General features: G+C 33.8%; 13 protein-coding genes. All 13 read left to right on the top strand.

The annotated features are described in order from the left end of the window. Positions 1-158 precede the first annotated feature (158 nt). Positions 159-2,210 (top strand): excinuclease ABC subunit UvrB, encoded by a 2,052-nt coding sequence (uvrB, locus tag G9F72_RS22870; RefSeq protein ID WP_411955942.1) that lies wholly within the window; start codon positions 159-161, stop codon positions 2,208-2,210. A gap of 58 nt (positions 2,211-2,268) precedes the next feature. Continuing rightward, positions 2,269-5,091, top strand: a complete 2,823-nt coding sequence (gene uvrA / locus G9F72_RS22865; protein WP_164959563.1) for an excinuclease ABC subunit UvrA — start codon at positions 2,269-2,271, stop codon at positions 5,089-5,091. A 70-nt stretch (positions 5,092-5,161) separates the two neighbouring features. After that, complete coding sequence (locus G9F72_RS22860; RefSeq protein WP_164959564.1) at positions 5,162-5,590, top strand: FHA domain-containing protein; 429 nt, start codon at positions 5,162-5,164, stop codon at positions 5,588-5,590. 175 nt (positions 5,591-5,765) lie between these two features. After that, on the top strand, positions 5,766-7,010 hold the full coding sequence (locus tag G9F72_RS22855) for an FtsW/RodA/SpoVE family cell cycle protein (protein WP_164959565.1): 1,245 nt from the start codon (positions 5,766-5,768) through the stop codon (positions 7,008-7,010). After that, entirely contained in the window at positions 7,003-8,427 is a 1,425-nt protein-coding gene (locus tag G9F72_RS22850) for a peptidoglycan D,D-transpeptidase FtsI family protein (protein WP_164959566.1), read from the top strand. The genes G9F72_RS22855 and G9F72_RS22850 overlap by 8 nt, the downstream gene beginning before the upstream one ends. Before the next feature lie 338 nt (positions 8,428-8,765). Then, positions 8,766-10,628 carry an excinuclease ABC subunit UvrC gene (gene uvrC, locus G9F72_RS22845; protein ID WP_164959567.1) on the top strand — a complete coding sequence of 621 codons (1,863 nt, stop codon included), beginning with the start codon at positions 8,766-8,768 and terminating at the stop codon, positions 10,626-10,628. Between the two features lie 159 nt (positions 10,629-10,787). After that, positions 10,788-11,723, top strand: coding sequence for a UDP-N-acetylmuramate dehydrogenase (gene murB / locus G9F72_RS22840; RefSeq protein ID WP_164959568.1), 936 nt, complete (start codon positions 10,788-10,790; stop codon positions 11,721-11,723). A 315-nt stretch (positions 11,724-12,038) separates the two neighbouring features. Continuing rightward, positions 12,039-12,923, top strand: coding sequence for an RNase adapter RapZ (gene rapZ, locus G9F72_RS22835; RefSeq protein WP_164959569.1), 885 nt, complete (start codon positions 12,039-12,041; stop codon positions 12,921-12,923). Beyond that, positions 12,920-14,251 carry a uridine diphosphate-N-acetylglucosamine-binding protein YvcK gene (locus G9F72_RS22830; protein ID WP_164959570.1) on the top strand — a complete coding sequence of 444 codons (1,332 nt, stop codon included), beginning with the start codon at positions 12,920-12,922 and terminating at the stop codon, positions 14,249-14,251. Before rapZ ends, G9F72_RS22830 begins: the two co-directional genes overlap by 4 nt. 20 nt (positions 14,252-14,271) lie before the next feature. Next, positions 14,272-15,222 (top strand): DNA-binding protein WhiA, encoded by a 951-nt coding sequence (gene whiA, locus G9F72_RS22825; protein WP_164959571.1) that lies wholly within the window; start codon positions 14,272-14,274, stop codon positions 15,220-15,222. Positions 15,223-15,230: 8 nt separating this feature from the next. Further along, positions 15,231-16,535, top strand: a complete 1,305-nt coding sequence (locus tag G9F72_RS22820; RefSeq protein ID WP_164959572.1) for a DRTGG domain-containing protein — start codon at positions 15,231-15,233, stop codon at positions 16,533-16,535. Positions 16,536-16,583: 48 nt separating this feature from the next. After that, a complete protein-coding gene (locus G9F72_RS22815) occupies positions 16,584-16,868 on the top strand; it encodes a Dabb family protein (RefSeq protein WP_164959573.1) in 285 nt (94 codons plus the stop codon). Positions 16,869-16,988: 120 nt separating this feature from the next. Next, the gene (locus G9F72_RS22810) at positions 16,989-20,552 is read left to right on the top strand and encodes a DNA polymerase III subunit alpha (protein ID WP_164959597.1); all 3,564 of its coding nucleotides are present in this window, start codon (positions 16,989-16,991) and stop codon (positions 20,550-20,552) included. Positions 20,553-20,838: the final 286 nt, after the last annotated feature.

The following is a 20,838-nucleotide window of genomic DNA, read 5'->3' as shown; positions in this document are numbered from 1 at the left end:
ATGTTCTTATGTCAAATTATTCTTCTTAGATTAATGGCTCATACTTTATTCGTATTAATAAAGAAGAATACTTATAATTTACATTAATTACTAGCGAATTAGTAGTAGGAGATATTGACATATCAAAAGCTTTTAGTTAAAATGTAATAGACGAACAAATGTTCAGATACATGATAGCAATTAATAGTTGTTATCGCACCTATAGGAAAAAGGCGGTGATTTTTATGAATGAATTTAAATTACATTCAAAGTTTAAACCTACTGGAGATCAACCACAGGCTATTGATAGTCTTGCGAGAGGGATTGAAGAGGGGAAGAAATTTCAAACCCTTAAAGGAGTAACTGGATCAGGTAAGACTTTTACTATGGCTAATATTATTGAAAGAGTTCAAAAGCCCACATTGGTGCTTGCTCATAATAAGGTTTTAGCGGCACAACTATGCTCGGAGTTTAGGGAATTTTTCCCTGACAACTGTGTGGAGTATTTTGTGTCCTACTATGATTATTACCAGCCTGAGGCTTATATTGCACAAACGGATACATTCATAGAAAAAGATTCATCTATAAATGATGATATTGATAAATTAAGACATTCTGCTACCTCAGCGCTACTCGAGCGTAATGATGTTATTGTGGTGGCTTCAGTTTCATGTATTTATGGACTTGGAAACCCTGAAGAATATAAAAAACTTACAGTTTCCCTTCGGGAAGGCATGGAAAAGGATAGAAATGAAGTATTAAGACAATTAGTAGATATACAGTATGAGAGAAATGACATTAATTTTATTCGTGGAACCTTTAGAGTAAGAGGGGACACTGTTGACATATTTCCTGCTTCATCATCAAGCGAAGGAATTAGGGTAGAGTTTTTCGGAGATGAAATAGATAAAATTCGATCCTTTGATTCGCTAACAGGAGAAATTATTGGAGCACGGAAGCATGTATCTATTTTTCCAGCTTCCCATTTTGCGACTTCAAAGGAGAAATTAGAGCCTGCTATAGAACAAATAGAAGAAGAATTAGAGCATAGATTAAAGGAACTTATATCACAGGATAAATTATTAGAGGCACAAAGACTTAAGCAAAGAACAAACTTTGATATTGAAATGATAAGAGAGGTTGGCTATTGTAGTGGTATAGAGAACTATTCTAGAATTTTAGATGGTAGGCCTGCAGGAACAGCGCCTCAAACACTGATGCACTATTTTCCAGAGGATTTCTTAATGTTTATAGATGAAAGTCATGTAACGCTGCCACAGGTTAGAGCTATGTTTGGGGGAGATAAATCGAGAAAGACTAATTTAATTGAGTATGGATTTAGACTTCCCTCAGCCTTTGACAATAGGCCTCTAACCTTTCAAGAGTTTGAGGGTACTATGAATCAGACAGTTTTCGTAAGTGCAACCCCAAATGTCTATGAAGCAGAGCATAGTGAGAATACTGCAGAGCAAGTGATAAGACCTACAGGACTATTAGACCCTGAAATATCTATTAGACCTGTTAAAGGGCAAATAGATGATTTATATGCTAATATTCAGGACACAATAAGAAAAGGATTTAGAGTTTTGGTTACAACTCTTACAAAAAAAATGTCAGAGGATTTGACTAAGTATTTCAGAGAAATGGATATGAAAATTACCTACTTACATTCGGATATTGACACTATAGAAAGAATGAAGATTATTCAAGATCTTAGGCTTGGTACATTTGATGTACTAGTAGGTATTAATCTTTTAAGAGAAGGCTTAGATATTCCCGAAGTAGCTCTTGTGGCAATACTCGATGCAGATAAGGAAGGATTTTTGCGGTCCGAAACCTCTTTAATTCAGACCATAGGAAGAGCTGCAAGAAATTCAGAGAGTAAAGTAATAATGTACGCTGACAGAATCACAAAGTCTATGAAAAATGCTATGGATGAAACTAATAGACGTAGAAAACTTCAGATGGATTATAATGAAGAGAATGGTATCACACCAACTACTATTATTAAAGATATTAGAGAAGTGCTGGGAGCTGTTACAGTGGAAGAGGAAGAAGGGGTATATGAAACCCTTGAAGCTGCTATGGAAGCAAATTATGATGAAACTAAAAAGCTAATGGACAGGTATGAAGGTGAAATGAAGCAGGCGGCTAAGGATTTACAATTTGAAAGAGCTGCGCAGCTTAGAGATATAATTTATAAGCTTAAGAAACAGATTAAAAATATTTGAGAGTTAAAAGCGTAGCGAGCTGTTAATTATTTAAGGGAAGTATATGAGGAGTGAAGTTATGAGGGATAAGATTTTTATAAAGGGTGCTAAGGTTAATAATTTGAAAAATGTAGATTTAGAGATACCAAGAGATAAATTTGTAGTATTTACTGGACTTTCAGGGTCTGGTAAATCCTCACTGGCCTTTGATACATTATATGCGGAAGGTCAAAGAAGGTATGTAGAATCACTGTCAGCTTACGCAAGGCAGTTCTTAGGTAATATGGATAAGCCAGATGTTGAATACATAGAGGGGCTATCTCCTGCTATTTCAATAGATCAGAAAACTACTAATAGAAATCCACGTTCTACAGTAGGTACAGTAACTGAAATTTATGATTATTTGAGATTGCTTTATGCCAAAGTTGGAACGCCTCATTGTCCTAAATGTGGCAAGGTGATTTCTCAACAGACGGTGGATCAGATGGTGGACAGAATAATGGAGATGCCACCGAAAACTAAGCTTTTAATTCTTTCACCTATAATAAGGGGGAAAAAGGGTGAGCATGTTAAGATAATAGAAAATATTAAAAAGAATGGTTTTGTTCGTGCTAGAATAGATGGCAATATAGTAGAGCTTATGGAAGAAGAGATAAATCTTTCAAAGACTAAAAAGCATAGTATAGAAATAGTCATTGATAGAATTTCTGTAAAAGAAGAAATCCGTGGTAGGCTTTCTGAATCCCTAGAAAGTGCTTTGAAATTAGCAGAGGGAACTGCTATAGCAAGCGTTGTAGATGGAGAAGACGTGCTTTTTAGTGAGCATTTTGCATGCCCAGATTGTGGTATAAGTCTTGGGGAACTCGCACCTAGGATGTTTTCTTTTAACTCTCCTTTTGGTAAGTGTGACACTTGCGATGGACTTGGTACTCTTATGGAAATTGATGAGGATTTAATTATTCCAGATAAAAGTAAGAGCGTTTTGGGAGGAGCTATTTTGTCCTTTGGAGAAGGAAGTCTTAAAGAGGATTCTTGGACTTTTGCAGTATTAAAGGCACTAAGCGAAAAATATAAGTTTAGTTTAGATACGCCTATAGAAAAATATGATCCGGAAATCCTTAAAATACTATTATATGGAACTAATGGAGAACGAATAAAGGTAGAGTATGTTAAGGAATATAGGACAGGTACTTTTAATCATGTTTATGAGGGTATTATAAATAATTTAAAAAGACGATATTTTGAAACCTCCTCTGATTATATAAAAAGAGAAGTTGAACAATATATGGGAGATAATGCATGTCCTAAGTGTAATGGCGCAAGATTAAGCCCAGAGGCATTAGCTGTAACTGTGGGTGAAAAGAATATATATGAATTTTGTAACATGTCCATTGTAGATGAAGTAGATTTTTTAGGAAAAGTTGAATTGTCAGAAAAAAATAAGATGATAGCTAATCAAATTTTTAAAGAAATAAATAATAGGCTTAGCTTTCTTAAGAATGTGGGACTTGATTATCTAAATTTAACAAGATCAGCAGGTACCTTGTCTGGTGGAGAAGCCCAGAGAATAAGACTAGCAACTCAGATAGGTTCAAGCCTCATGGGAGTTTTATATATTTTAGATGAACCTAGTATTGGACTTCATCAAAGGGATAATGAAAAACTTATTAAGACATTAAAACAACTAAGAGATTTAGGAAATACACTGGTAGTTGTGGAGCACGATGAGGACACTATGATAGCAGCAGATTATATTGTAGATATTGGGCCAGGAGCGGGAGAACATGGTGGAGAAATTGTGGCGGCAGGAACCATCGACGACATAAAAAATTGTGAAGAGTCAATTACAGGGCAATATTTAAGTGGTAAAAAGAGAATTGATGCTCCAGATGTAACTAGAGTATCTAATGGCTCATGCATAAAAATAATAAATGCGAAGCAAAATAACCTTAAGAATGTTAGCGTAGATTTTCCACTGGGTGTATTTACTTGTGTTACGGGTGTTTCAGGCTCTGGAAAGAGTACTTTAGTAAATGAAATTCTATTTAAAGGTCTTAACAAGAAGTTAAACAACTCTAAAAAGAATGCAGGGCTACATAAAGATATTTTAGGGGTAGAGAATATAGATAAAATTATAGATATTGATCAAGGTCCTATTGGGCGTACTCCGAGATCAAATCCAGCTACTTATACAGGGGTATTTGATATAATTCGAGATGTTTTCTCTATGAGTTCAGAAGCGAAAATACGTGGGTATAAGCCAGGTAGATTTAGCTTTAATGTAAAGGGCGGAAGATGTGAGGCTTGCAAGGGTGATGGAATAATTAAAATAGAAATGCAATTTTTATCTGATGTGTATGTGCCTTGTGAGGTTTGTAAGGGCAAAAGATACAATAGAGAAACCTTAGAGGTTAAGTATAAAGGTAAAAATATTGATGAAATTTTAAACATGACAGTGGAGGAAGCTGTAAGATTCTTTGAAAATATTCCAAGAATCCATAGTAAATTTAAAACACTGATAGATGTTGGACTAGGTTACATTAGACTAGGTCAGCCTTCCACGCAATTATCTGGTGGAGAGGCTCAAAGAATTAAACTGGCTTCAGAGTTATCTAAGAGAAGTACAGGTAAGACTTTTTATATTTTAGATGAGCCCACTACAGGACTTCATATTGATGATGTTAGCAAACTTATTAAAATACTTCAAAGATTAGTTGACGCGGGTAACACTGTAGTGGTAATAGAACATAATTTAGACGTTATAAAGTGCTCAGACTATATTATAGATTTAGGCCCTGAGGGTGGAGATAAGGGAGGTTACATCATGTGTACTGGAACTCCGAAAGAAATATCCTTAAATGTAAATTCATATACAGGACAATATTTAAAAAAGATGTTATAATTTATTCAAGGCTAGCATATTAATTCAATGCTAGTCTTTGATTATTTTTTTAAAGAGGAGAAAGTGACTTATGACTATTATAAGCTCGATTATGAAATATGCAATTATAGCGATTATTTACCTTATAATAATATTTGCTTTGAGAATAATGTATAAAGATATAAAAGGTGGTGGAAAGAAGAAAACAGTAATAAAGAAAACTATGGGGCTTGAAGTTATAGAAAGAGGAGAAAACTTCAACTTAAGAGTTGGTGCAGTTATTCCTTTAAATGATGAGCTTTCCGTAGGCAGAAAGGCAGATAATCTATTAATCTTGGGGGATAAGTACGTGTCTTCTCAGCATGTAAGAATATATAGAAAAAACACAGATTATATACTGCAGGATTTGGGGAGTACTAATGGTACATTAATGAACAAGAAAAGGGTTAAGGACAGGGTTGTTATAAAAAAAGGTGATGAAATTAAAATAGGAACTTCAATTTTTAAGGTTATAGGATAAATTGTGAGTTTTAACAACATTATAGAAGGAAAGGCTCTTAAGTATATAAGTGGAGATGACGACCACAGAGAAAAATAAAACTTTAGTTGGTGTTAAAACCTCCTTCTGAAGTTGTTAAATTTCAGCACCGAAGGTGATGAACAGCTGCGTAGGTGATGATTAACGAGGTGATAGCATGGAAAGTATAAAGGAAGAACGAAAACTTCTAAGGTATACTTATCTTTTATGTATAGTTTTGTTTGTAAATATGTTCTTTATTGGTAAAGATGGGCTTGATAAAGGCGCCTTGATTATGGGTGTAATAATATGTGTGCTTTTTGGATATTCTCATTTTATAATAAGAAGGTTTTTTCCCGACGGAGATAAATATATATTATTATTTTCAAATGTTTTGGCGGTTATAGGCATGGGCATGCTATATAGGCTAGATTCTGCTGTGGCGCTTAAACAACTTATATGGTATACCGTAGGCATTGCCATATTCATTTTAGTAGTAGTGCTTCTTCCTAGTTTATCTAGTTTTGGAAAGTATAAATGGTTTTATTTAATATGCACTCTTGTTCTTATGTCAATGGGAAGTATTTTTGCAAATCCAACTTATGGAGCTAAAAACTGGGTAAATATTGGTGGATTTAGTTTCCAACCAACAGAATTTGGTAAATTATCACTGGTAGCATATTTAGCATCATCACTACAGTATTATGGTAATGATATTAAGGAAAAATCTGATCTTATAAAAATTAAAGCCTTAATTGAACCTGGAATTGTAGTTATGGTTTCGCTTGGGCTTATGGTGATTCAAAAGGATTTAGGGTCAGCGCTTTTATTTTTTGCTATTTCAGTAACTATGTTATATATTGCTACATCAAAATTTAAATATGTACTAGTATGTTTAGTACTTTTCATGATAGGTGGCTTTATAAGCTATAAACTTTTTGATCATGTGCGCCTAAGGATTTTGATTTGGGGTGACCCGTGGAAATACGGCTACGATCAAGGACATCAGGTAGTACAATCCTTAATTTCTATAGCGTCAGGTGGTCTTTTTGGAACAGGTCTTGGGCTTGGATATCCTAAAATGGTTCCTGTGCGAAATACAGATTTTATTTTTGCAGCTATATCTGAGGAAATGGGTATACTTACGGGGCTTGCTATTCTTATATTATATTTTTTACTGTTTTATAGATGCATGAGGGTGCCTGTTTATGGCAAGGATAAATTTTCAAGACTACTGGCAGTGGGTTATAGCACAATGATAGCCGCTCAAGCATTAGTTATTGTAGGTGGGGTAGTTGGCGCTATACCATTAACAGGAATAACACTACCACTTGTTAGTTATGGTGGAAGTTCTATGATAGTAACTTTCTTTTCGCTAGGTATAATTCAAAAAATTTCGGAGGACGGTCAAAGTTATGAATGATTTTGTAATTAATATAAAAAAAGTCATGTTAGTATTTTTAATACTTTTTATCGCATTAATTTCCTACATAACTTATATTTATATGTTTAATAGTCAAAAGGCAGTGTCAAGTACTTTTAATCAGAGATTATGGGCAGAAAGAAATAAGGTGCTCAGGGGAACAATTTACGACAAAGATATGACCCCCTTAACTAAAAGTACTAAAATAAATGATGTGTCTCAAAAGGAACAATATTTGCAAGGAGCGGTTTTTGCCCATGCTATAGGGTATATGAATCCCATATATGGACTTGCAGGACTTGAAAAAAAATATGATGCAGAGCTTATGGGATCTGGGGATACTGTAGTTTCAAAGTTTCTTGACTTTAATAAAAAGGAAGAAGAAAAGGTTGGAAATGGTCTCAGAACTACCCTTGATTCTAAGCTTCAAAATGTAGCTTTTAATGCGTTAAAAGGTAAGCGTGGTGCAATAGTGGCTTTGAATCCCAAAACCGGTGAAATTTTAGCAATGGTGTCTATGCCTTCTTATGATCCTAATAATTTAGAAAAGGATTGGAAAACAATACAAGCAAATAAGGACTTTCCACTGGTTAATAGAGCGGTATCAGGGTTATATCCACCAGGATCTATATTTAAAACTATTACGGCAATAAGTGCTTTAGAAAACCTGCCGAATGTTTACAATAGAAGGTTTCAAGATAATGGAACATTAGTTTTCAATCAAAGTTCATCACTTAAAAATTATGATGGTGAGGTTTTTGGGAATATAGATTTTAGAACTGCTTATTTGCATTCTAGTAACGTGGTTTTTGGAACCTTAGGTATTGACCTCGGAAATAAGGCGTTAAAGGATACTGCAGAAAAATTTTATTTTAACAAGGATACTCCAGCATCAGGCTTAACCATAGAAAATAGTCAATTTCCAAGTTATAAAAGCAATGAAAAAGGTAATATAGCACAAAGTGCTATAGGTCAGGCTGAGGTTTTAGCTTCTCCTATGGAAATGGCACTAGTGGCAAGTACTGTTGCTAATGATGGTGTTATGATGCAACCAATGCTTGTTAAAGAAATATTGAGTAGTAAGGGTAAATCACTAAGCAAGGTAGCACCCAAAGCATTAGGAGAAACCATGTCAAAGGAAAATGCTAAGATTATGAAGGATTTAATGAGGGATGTTGTGGCTGAAGGCACAGGGACAGCTGCAGCAGTGCCTGGCATATCAGTTTGTGGAAAAACAGGAACAGCAGACCATAAAGGTGATGCTAGTAAACAAGTGGGTCCACATTCCTGGTTTATTGGTTTTGCACCCTATGAAAATCCTCAAATTGCTATAGCTGTAATTGTAGAAGAGGGTGGAGTAGGCGGCGGAGTTGCTGCCCAAATAACTAAAGAAATGATTAGTGCTTATTTGCAATAAAATTAAAAGTAAGAACATGTGAAAAGACTAATATTATAAGGTCAGATATGGAACAATATCTGACTTTATTTTCATATAATTTATAATTGTTTTTTCACGATTATAATTGATTATTGTTTTAACTTAAAAAGGAGAATTATAAGACAAATGTTGGCATTAGTTGCATAATAGTAACATAATACATGTATCAATTTGTAATAAATTGCCCAGGAAATAGGAGTATGCAACCATAATTATGACTATATATGTTTGTTTGTGAATATGTGACCCCAGAGAGACTAGGAGGAATAACAATTAATGATTGTTATATACCCCAGAGAAAAGCAAGGAGGAAATGCATGTTTGACTTTGAATATCAACTAAAGATTCTTCCAGAGGCGCCAGGAGTATATCTTATGAGAAATCATCTTGGCGAAATAATATATGTGGGGAAGGCTAAAATATTAAAAAACAGAGTAAGACAATATTTTCAAACTTCCAAAAATCATTCTGAGAAAGTTAAGGCTATGGTGAAAAATATAGCTGAATTTGAATATATAGTGACTGATTCAGAAATGGAAGCGCTAATACTCGAGTGTAATCTTATTAAAAAACATAGCCCAAGATACAATATTTTGCTTAAGGATGACAAGCACTATCCATTTATAAAGATAACTATAAATGAAGAATTCCCAAGAGTTTTTGTAACTAGAAATATTGCAAATGATGGAGGGAAATATTTTGGACCCTATACAGATTCAGCGGCCGTATATACGGTTATTGAACTTATAAAAAAAATATTTCCACTTAGAACCTGCAAACGAGTTATAAAAGAGGGATTACCGCATACAAGGCCTTGTTTGAATTATCATATCGGCCTCTGCAAGGCACCCTGTGCAGGTTATATTAGTAGAGAAGATTATGGCAAATTTATAAAAGGAACAATGGAGTTACTTACAGGAAAAGATAGAAATATAGTGGATGATCTAAAGCAACAGATGGAAAGCGCGTCGGAGTCTTTAGAATTTGAAAAAGCAGCAGTACTTCGCGATAAAATTTTGGCTATAGATAAGATAAATGAAAAGCAAAAGATTGTAATAGGAAATTGTGAGAATGAAGATTTTATTAATTTATATGTGGATGAAAAAGATGTTTGCCTCCAGGTGTTTTTCCTTCGAGATGGCAAGATAGTAGGCCGGGAACATTTTATTTTAAATGATGCAGCAGATGAGCTAGGAAGTGAACTTATAGAAGGATTTATAAAGAGATTTTATGGAGGAACAGCCTTTATTCCTAAAATTATATATGTTCCTTTTATAAGTGAGGGAGAGATTCTGCAACAATGGCTTAGCTTGAAGAAGGATTCAAAGGTTACAATTAAAATCCCTCAAAAGGGAGAAAAGAAGAAGACCTTGGACATGGTAGAAAATAATGCTAAGATAACCCTTGAGCAATTCAAAATAAAGGATCGGGACGATAAGGAAATTCATAAAATTGCACTGCAGGAGCTTGTAGAACTATTGGAAATGGATGAAATACCAGAGCGAATTGAATCCTATGATATTTCAAATATAATGGGGGTGGATTCTGTAGGTACTATGGTAGTTTTTGAAGATGGAAAACCTAAAAGCAGTGATTATAGAAGGTTTAAAATAAAATCCGTAATAGGTGCTAACGATTATGATAGTATGCGTGAAATTTTAGAGCGAAGATTTAAGCGGGGACTTTATGAAGTTGAAGAAATAAAAGAGAGAAATTTAGAATTAAGTAAAGGAAAGTTTTGTATATTTCCTGATTTAATTCTTATGGACGGTGGAAAAGGACAGGTTAATGTGGCTCTGGAGGTATTAAATAGTCTTAATATCAATATACCTGTATGTGGAATGGTTAAAGATGACAAGCACAAAACTAGAGGTTTAATATATAATAATATAGAGTTGATTATGAAAAGTAATTCTCAAAGCATGCATTTAATCACTAGAATACAGGATGAGGTGCATAGATTCGCTATTACTTATCACAGAACACTAAGAGACAAAAGAACTCTATATTCTATATTAGATAATATACCTAGTATAGGGGAAAAGAGAAGAAGAGCGCTACTCAAGAAATTTGGTAACATTGATAATATAAAAAAAGCAAGTATGAAGGAATTAATGGATACTCCCTCCATAGACAGTAAAGCAGCTCAATGTGTTTTAGAATATTTTAAAAAACAGTAAATTGTGACAGAAAAATGAACAATAAACAATGATGAATATAAAATGTTGAAATATCTAGTAAAAAAGGTTAAAATAAAATGGCTATAACTTTACTAGCATGAATTATATAATTTATGCTAGGGGAGTATATAAATATATCAATATGTTTGAGGAGTGTATATGAAGAAATATGTAGAATTATTTAAACAATTATATGAAGCAATAGACAGAGCTAACATAATGATAGATGAACCAATGAAAAACCATACTTATTTCAAAGTAGGTGGACCGGCGGATATTTTAGTAACTCCAGAGGACATTAGTGAAATTCAAGCTGTGATAAAAATTTGCAAAGAAAATGGAGTGAAATATTATTTAATAGGTAATGGTTCCAATCTACTTGTAAAAGATGGTGGAATTAGAGGGGTAGTTATTAAACTATCTAAGATTGATAAAATTGAGGTACAAGGAAATAAAATAATGGCACAAAGTGGAGCTACATTATTCGATGTGGCAGAGGTAGCTTTAGGCAGTGGTCTTAAAGGCATGGAGTTTGCTAGTGGAATTCCAGGCAGCATTGGTGGCGCAGCAGCTATGAATGCAGGAGCCTATGATGGCGAAATGTCTATGGTAATGGAAAGTATGTTAGCAATTGATGGTAACGGAGAATTATTAACATTAACAAACGGTGAAATGGAACTTGCTTATAGGAGTAGCGCAATTTTAAAGTATGGATATACAGTGGTATCAGTTACTCTTAGTCTTCAGGTGGGAGATGTGAAAGTTATAAAAGCGAGGATGGACACTCTTGCAAAAAGAAGAAGTGATAAGCAACCATTAGAATACCCATCAGCAGGAAGTACATTTAAGAGGCCAGAGGGCCATTTTGCAGGTAAGCTTATAGAAGATTGTTGTTTAAAAGGCACTTATATAGGGGGTGCTCAAGTATCTGAAAAGCATTCTGGTTTTATTATTAACAAGAATAATGCCAGTGCAAAGGATATTATGGACTTGATTCAGCTTGTGCAGCAGGTCGTGGAAGAAAAATTTGGTGTACAGCTTCACACTGAAGTAAAAATTTGGGGAGAAGAAAAAGAATCCTCTAAACAGGTTTAAATAACCATATTTCAGCACTGCAGGTGATGATTAAGCGAGAGTTTATAGAGAAAATAAGATTTCAAAATGCACAACGGTTTAATTTGTTGTGCATTTTTTTTATTCTCACATATCTTGAAAATATTTTCAAAAAATAATCTAGTATGGCTAACTTGTTATTATTTTCAGATGCTTAATCACCTCTAAATGTGTTATAATAAAAAAATGAAACTGTATTAGTACAACAAGATAAAAAAACTATTATTTTATAATTTTGCGCAATTAAATGATCCAGTTAAAAATAAATATTAATGACTTTGTAAAGGGGGTTTTTAAATGAGATTTGTTATATTAACAGGGTTGTCAGGTGCTGGTAAAACGCAAACCATAAGAAACCTTGAAGATTTAGGTTTCTTTTGTGTGGATAATTTGCCTCCAACTGTAATTCCCAAATTTGCGGAGGCTTGTTATCAAACTAACGGAAATATAGATAAAATTGCATTAGTTATAGATATTAGAGGCGGAAAGTTTTTTGATGATTTGTTTGAAAGTTTAACATTTCTAAAAGAACAAGGATATATGTATGAAATATTATTTTTAGAGGCCTCAGATGAAGTACTTGTTAAAAGGTATAAAGAGTCAAGACGAAAACATCCGCTAGCACCAGAGGGAAGAGTTTTAAATGGAATAGCTACTGAAAGAAAAAAACTTAAGGATGTACGTGAGCGTGCTGACCATATAATTAATACTACTAAACTTTCAGCAAGAGAACTTACAGAAAAGATAAATGATATTTATGGTGAGGAAGGTCAGATAGAGACTAAACTTATGATAACTGTGCTTTCTTTTGGATTTAAATACGGGATACCTGTGGATTCGGATTTAGTATTTGATGTTAGGTTTTTGCCAAATCCATATTATATTCCAGAGCTTAAGCAGTATTCAGGTAATGAAAAACCGGTTAGAGATTATGTGTTAGATTTTGAGGGGACTAAAATATTTATAGAGAAGCTTCAGGATATGTTAGAATTTCTTATTCCAAATTATAAAAAAGAGGGAAAAAGACAACTTATAGTGTCTATTGGATGCACGGGGGGAAGACACAGATCTGTAGCTATAGCAAACAAAATTTATGAACTACTAGAGCAGAGTGGGTATAGCGTTAATATAGATCACAGGGATATATACGAAGATGTGAATAGAGGTGGCGGGAAGCTATGATAACCAGGGAACTTCTAAAGCCTGGTATTAATATAAAAAGGTGGATTCTTCTAGAGATTGTAGGAATTTTATTTTTGCTTTATGGAATTATTGAATTTATTAATAAAAAACATTTATGGACGAAAAATATAAGCTTTTCTATATTTATTATAGGGCTAGGAGTTTTGATATTATATATTGCCTCAATGCAAATTATTAAATCCTTTATTATCCTAATAAACATAGGAAATGTAGATGTAGCAATGGACTCTAAGAACTTAGGAGATTTAATTTATGAAAAGAGGGCACTTGTAAAAGGCCCTAAAATTGTAGTAATCGGAGGCGGTACAGGGCTTGCAACCATGCTTCGAGGGTTAAAAAAATATACCAATAATATAACTGCAATAGTTACGGTGGCAGATGATGGCGGGGGATCTGGTGTTTTAAGAGAAGATTTAGGTATTCTCCCCCCGGGGGATATTAGAAATTGTATTTTAGCATTAGCAGATACAGAGCCACTAATGGAGGAATTATTGCAGTATAGATTTAAAGATGGAAGATTAAAGGATCAAAGTTTTGGTAATTTATTTTTAGCAGCAATGGATGGGATTTCAAATAATTTCGAAGAAGCAGTGCAGAAAATGAGTTCGGTTCTGGCTGTAACCGGAAGGGTTATCCCAGTTACATTAGATAATATGATTTTGAAGGCGCAACTCCAAAATGGAAAAATAATTGACGGAGAATCAAATATACCCAAAGCCGCTCTAGACAATAACAGCCCTATTGAGGAAATTTTTATAGAGCCTAAAGACGCTAAAGCAATTAAGGAAGCATTAATTGCTATAAGCGGGGCAGATGCAGTAATCCTAGGACCAGGTAGTCTTTATACTAGCATTATTCCAAATCTATTAGTAAGGGACATAACAGACGCATTAGATAAAACAAAAGCTTTAAGAATTTATGTGTCAAATATAATGACCCAACCAGGAGAAAGTGATAATTATAGTGTAGGCGATCATATAAATGCTATTACTAAACACGCACAGTGCAAGGTTGTGGATTATGTTTTAGTAAACATAGGGAAAATAAGTGTTGATTTAGAAGAGAAATATCAAAAGGATAATTCTAATATGGTTAATATAAATGATAAGGAAGTTGCAAAGCTTGGTATAGAGGTAATTAAGAGTGATTTTGTCAAAATTCAAAAGGGATATGTAAGGCATGATGAAGACAAGCTTGCAGCCATTTTATTAGAAACAATTATGGAGAAAAAGTTATTTTACGATAAAAAGAGAACAGTAGAGTACTTATATTTATCACAGAGGCTTAAGGAGCATAAAAATAAATAAACAGAATAAGGAGTAAAATAATGTCATTTTCGTCTAAGGTTAAAAATGAAATTTGTAGATTTACAGAAATGAGTAAAAAAGAGGCCATTGCAGAACTGGCGGCTATAATGAAGGTTAGTGGAACTATTGGACTTGGTTCAAATAAACAGGTAAATTTTCAAATAACCACTGAAAATCCTGCAATAGCAAGACTTATATTTAAATTATTAAAAGAACATTTTGCCATTCATGCTAGATTACTAGTTAAGAGAAGTAATTCTCTTAAGAAAAAGAATGTTTATGTGGTTATAATTACAGAAGAAATGGGTGTTAAGGACCTATTAAAGCAAGTGGCAGTACTAGAAGACGAGAACTTTTTTTCCGTAGATTATACTATACCAGAAAGATTAATTGACGCTGAAGAATGCAAACGTAAATATATAAGAGGTGCCTTTTTAGGTGGGGGAAGTATTAGTAATCCAGAGAAAAACTACCATGTAGAATTTGTTACACATGATAGTGATTATGCAGAGGAGCTTTGCGCTCTTATTAATAGTTATGGGCTATTATCAAAGATAATACAACGAAAAAGTAGTTTTGTAATTTATATTAAAGAGGGCGAGCAGATTGTTGACCTGCTTAATATAATTGGTGCCCATAACTCCTTATTATTCCTGGAGAATGTTAGAATAATGAAGGAAATGAGAAACAATGTAAATAGGCTTGTTAATTGCGAAACCGCCAATCTTAGTAAAACCGTAAATGCATCTGTAAGGCAAGTAGAAAGCATTAAATTAATACAAAGGGAAGTAGGTTTCCAAAGGCTTCCTAAAAATTTAAGGGAGATTGCGGAGTTAAGACTAGATTACCCGGATGAATCACTAAAGGAGCTTGGTGCAATGCTTGAGCCTCCAGTGGGGAAATCAGGAATTAATCATAGATTAAGAAGAATAGAAAAGATTGCTGAAGAATTAAGGAAAGAAGGAAGGTAATACATCTAATGTCAAAGCATGAAGAGATTATTAATTATATTCTTTCTCTAGATATTGGAACTAAAATCTCAGTAAGGGGTGTGAGTAGCGAACTCGGGCTTAGCGATGGTACAGCATATAGAGCTATAAAAGAAGCTGAAAATATGGGGATTGTTAAGACTGTACCTAGGGTTGGAACTGTAAGAGTAGACAAGGTAGATAAAAAGAACATTGAAAGCCTTACTTATGCTGAAGTCATAAACATTCTTGATGCAACGATTTTAGGTGGAAAAGAAGGTATAAACAGAAGTTTAAATAAATTTATAATAGGAGCTATGGACGTTGGAACAATTAGTAAATATATAAGTCCAGGTTACCTACTTATTGTTGGAAACCGGGAAGAGGCACAAGAACTTGCCCTTGAAAATGAAGCTGCAGTATTAATTACTGGAGGCTTTGATTGCAGCAATAAAATAAAGGCCTTGGCAAATGAAAAGGGTATTCCAGTATTGTCTTCATCTTATGATACGTTTACAGTGGCAAGCATGATAAATAAAGCTATTTATGAAAGCATGGTTAAAAAAGAAATTATTTTAGTTGAAGATGTGATGGATGTTAATACCACCTGTCTTATGGGTACTGACACTGTTGCTACCTGGAGAAAATTAATGATCGAAACTAATCATGAAAGATATCCAGTGCTAGATGAGCATATGAAGATTATTGGCATAGTTACATTGAGAGATCTACAGGGACATGATGACGAAAATGAACAAATACATAAAATTATGAATAAGAACCCTATATGCGTAACACCTAAAACAACAGTAGCTTATGCAGCTCATATTATGGGTTGGGATGGAATAAAGCTCTGTCCTGTGATTGATAAGAAGAAGTTAGTAGGAGTTCTAACTATAGAACATGTTATAAAAGCAATGGAGTTTTCTCTAAGGCAGCCTCAAGTATCGGAAACTATAGAGGATCTTATTTTGAAGAATTTTAGTTGTGAAACTGATGATGAGAGGCTCCATTTTAATGGCCAGATTATCCCTCAAATGTTAGACCCTGTTGGAACTGCTTCTTGGAGTTCACTTAATATGCTTTTATCAACAATGGGAATAATGGCACTCAGAAAAAATAACAATATCAATATTTCAGTAGATAGTATTATGGCATATTTTATGAAGCCTGTACAAATGGGTAGTGATATAGATATATATACAGAGGTTTTGGATAAGGGTAGAAATTTTTCTAAGGTAGAAATCAGTATGTACAATAGATTTAAGGAACCTGTGGCAAAGGCCATGATTTCCGCGAAAATATTTAGTAAATAATATGTATTTTTAATATTAATATAATTTTTTAATATAGGAGGTGTTTTAATGTTTACACACATAGTATTTTTCAAGTTAAAAAGTAAAGAGCAAGTGAGTGAGGCTAGTAATATTTTACTTAGTATGGAAGGTAAGATACCACAACTTAAGGGGCTAGAAGTGGGAGTGGATGTGCTACATACAGAGCGTTCTTATGATTTAGCTTTGGTTACTAGGTTCGATTCACTAGAGGATATGAATGCATATGCTGTACATGAGTATCATGTGAATGAGGTATTAAAATATTTAAAACCAATGCTGGAGTCTTCTAAAGTTGTGGATTATGAGATTTAAAATGTGGATTTTGAGGTTTAATTTGTGGATTAAGTAAGGAGTCTGTGGATAAAAAATATTTTTATATTCCTAATTATGCGGTTTGAGGGGAAGTGAAAAAATGTGGACCAAGAACTAGAGATAAAAGAGAGTGAAGACTTAGGCAGTTTTGTTCATCTTCATGTGCATACAGAGTATAGTTTGCTGGATGGCTCAGGGAAGATTAAAGAGCTTATTGCTAAAACAAAGGAACTGGGGATGAAGAGTCTTGCTATAACAGACCATGGAGCAATGTATGGCTGTGTTGAATTTTATAAGCAAGCAAAAGAGCAGGGAATTAAACCTATTATTGGTTGTGAAATATATGTAGCAGCTAAATCTATGAATATAAAAGAAGCGGATAGGGAGAATGATACTCATCATTTAGTGCTTTTAGTTAAGAATGCATTGGGTTATGAAAATTTGATGCAGATTGTATCAGCAGCTTCCATTAAGGGTTTTTATTATAAACCAAGGGTTGATTTTGAATTTTTATCAAAGTATAGTGAGGGGATAATTGCTAGTAGTGCTTGTCTTGGTGGTGAAATTCAAAGACATCTTCTACGGGATAATTACGAAAAAGCTAAGGAAATAGCTTTAAAATATAGAGAAATATTCAAAGATGGTTTCTACTTAGAATTACAATATCATGGTATGCAGGACCAACTTAAGGTCAATGAACTTTTAATTAAACTTTCAAAGGATACAGGAATCCCTTTAATTTGTAGCAATGATACTCATTATATAAATAAAGAAGATGCTAAGGCTCATGATGTGCTCTTATGTATTCAAACAGCGAAAACTGTGGATGATGAAAATAGAATGAGATACCCTTCTGATGAATTTTATTTAAAATCTCCAGGAGAAATGGAAAAGACCTTTTCTTATGTTCCAGAGGCTCTAAGTAATACAGTGAAAATTGCAGAGCAGTGTAATTTTGATTACGAATTTCATGTTTCTAAATTACCTAAGTTTCCATTGCCAGATGATGTAGAGCCTTACGAATTTCTAAGAGAATATTGCTACAAGGGCATGGCATCGCTTTATAAAGTATTTAGTGCGGTGGAGGAAAAGGGTTTTTCTATAGAATATATAAATGAAATAGCTGAAGGGAATGCAGAAGCTATGGAGTATGTAGTCAGACTGGAATATGAACTTAATATAATAAAGCAAATGGGATATATAGATTATTTTCTTATAGTATGGGATTTTATAAAGTTTGCAGTAGAACATGATATTCCAACAGGTCCTGGTCGTGGCTCTGCTGCAGGTTCTATAGTAGCTTATGCCTTAGGTATAACTAAGATAGACCCTATAAAATATAGTTTGATTTTTGAGAGGTTTCTAAATCCAGAGCGAGTTTCAATGCCAGATATAGATTCAGATTTTTGCTATGAAGGACGTCAAGCTGTAATTGATTATGTAGTGGATAAATATGGAACAAACAATGTATCACAAATCATAACCTTTGGAACCATGGCTCCAAGAGCTTGTATAAGAGATGTTGGAAGGGCTATGAATTATTCTTATGCAGAGGTAGATAGAATTGCTAAGATGATTCCAACTGTAATTGGTATAACTATAAATAAAGCCCTTGAGATGAATGCAGAGCTTAACGCCTTATATGAGGATGATATACGGGTTGAAGCACTTATAGATATTGCAAGGGCCTTAGAGGGACTTCCAAGGCACAGTTCTACTCATGCGGCGGGAGTAGTTATTGCCTCACAGCCATTAGTAAATTATGTTCCCCTTCAGAAAAATGAAGAAATGATAGTAACACAATTTCCTATGGGAACTTTGGAGGAACTTGGACTTTTGAAAATGGACTTTTTAGGACTTCGAACGCTTACAGTTATGAGGGATTGTGTTGACTTCATAAAAGATAATAGAAATGTAGCTTTAGACATAGATGATTTAGACATTGAGGATCACAAGGTCTACAAGATGATTGGAGAAGGGAAAACTGTAGGGATATTTCAATTAGAATCTGCAGGAATGACCAGCTTTATGAAGGAACTTAAGCCAGACAATTTAGAAGATATTATCGCTGGTATAAGTTTGTATAGACCAGGTCCTATGGCGGAAATTCCACGCTATATAAGAAATAAGAATAGTATGGATAAGGTAGAATATGAAACCCCGCAATTAGAAGAAATTCTTGGTGTTACCTATGGCGTAATGGTGTATCAAGAGCAAGTAATGGAGATTGTTAGAAAACTTGCTGGGTATTCCATGGGAAGATCAGACCTTGTACGTCGTGCTATGTCTAAAAAGAAGCACAAGGTTATGGAAGAAGAACGATATAACTTTATCCATGGAATAGTGCGGGTCGATGGAACCATAGAAGTAGAAGGTTGTTTAAGAAATGGGATTACAGAAACGGCGGCAAATCGTATATTTGATCAAATGATGGATTTCGCGTCGTATGCATTTAATAAATCCCATGCCGCAGCTTACGCAGTGGTAGGTTACCAAACTGCATATTTAATGTGTTATTATCCTACAGAATTTATAGCTGCTATGCTAAACAGTGTAAAGGGTGCTAGTGAGAAAATAGCCTTTTACACCAGATATGCAGTGCAGATTGGTATTGGAGTGCTACCTCCTAGTATAAATGAAAGTTTTGCTGGGTTTACCGTAAAAGGAGATACTATAAGATTTGGACTTACAGCACTAAAAAATGTAGGGGTAAATGTAATAGATAGCATTGTGAAAAATCGAGAAGAAAAAGGTAATTTCACGGGGTTCATGGATTTTTGCAATAAAATAGATACTTCCTGTGTAAGCAAAAGAGCAGTAGAAAGCCTTATTAAGGCAGGTGCCTTTGATGATTTCAAAATTCATAGGTCTCAACTTTTGGCAATCTATGAAAAAGTATTAGATGGAGTAAATAATGATAGAAAGAGAAATATATCGGGACAAATAAATTTATTTTTAGATTTTGAAAATGATTATAATAATTTCGAAATAGAGTATCCTAATATTAAAGAATTTAAAAAGAAACATCTTTTAGCTATGGAAAAAGAAATGACAGGGATATATTTATCTGGTCACCCATTAGACGAATATGAAGAGACTTTGAAAATACAGACGGATACAAGAATATCGGATATTGTTGTAGATGAAAGTCTTGAAGAAGGTAATGAACTATTGAATGAAAGCTTTAAACTCCAAGATGGTGATAAAGTTATTATTGGCGGCATAATATCGACTGTTTCAAAAAAAGTTACAAAAAATAATACAATGATGGCTTTTATTAGTCTAGAAGACCTATATGCAAGTGTGGAAGTAATAGTTTTTCCTAAGACCTTTGAAAAATATAAATCCTTAATAGAAGAGGATGAAATAGTAATAATAAAAGGAAGAGTAAGCATTAGGGAAGAGGAACAACCCAAGATATTATGTGAAGATATAAAACCACTTTTAAAGATTAACAGTGAAAAAATTTATATCTTGATAGAAAATGAAACTATGATGAAGGATACACTAAAAAAATTAAAGCAAAACTTGTCAATTTACAGGGGATATACTCCCGTATTTCTTTGTACAAAGGAGCCAAGAAAAATGTACGCTGTGGATAAAGCACTATGGCTCAATGAGGAAACTGATACTATGGAGGTTCTAAGAGGTATATTTGGTGAAAGCAACGTAAAAATACAATAAAATGTTCATTAAAAGTGTAGCCTATGGTAACAATGGTGGGAGAAATATTTTTCTCCCGTTTTTGCTCATCGAAAGGTTTACAATGGCACCATAGTATGTTGGTTCATAAAAATTTATTATTTATGCATATAAAACGTTGAATATTTCGCGAATTTTGTATAAAATTAGACTATAAGAAAAAAATAAGTAGTATTAACATTGCTGTCAATAAACATGGATATATTATAACCAAAGTGGGACTGGGTTTGACCCGTTGGTACAGAGATTGTCCCAATAGTGTAAGGAA

It is taken from the genome of Clostridium estertheticum (assembly GCF_011065935.2).
GTDB lineage: Bacteria > Bacillota > Clostridia > Clostridiales > Clostridiaceae > Clostridium_AD > Clostridium_AD estertheticum_A.
This window is presented reverse-complemented; position numbering and strand designations above follow the sequence as displayed.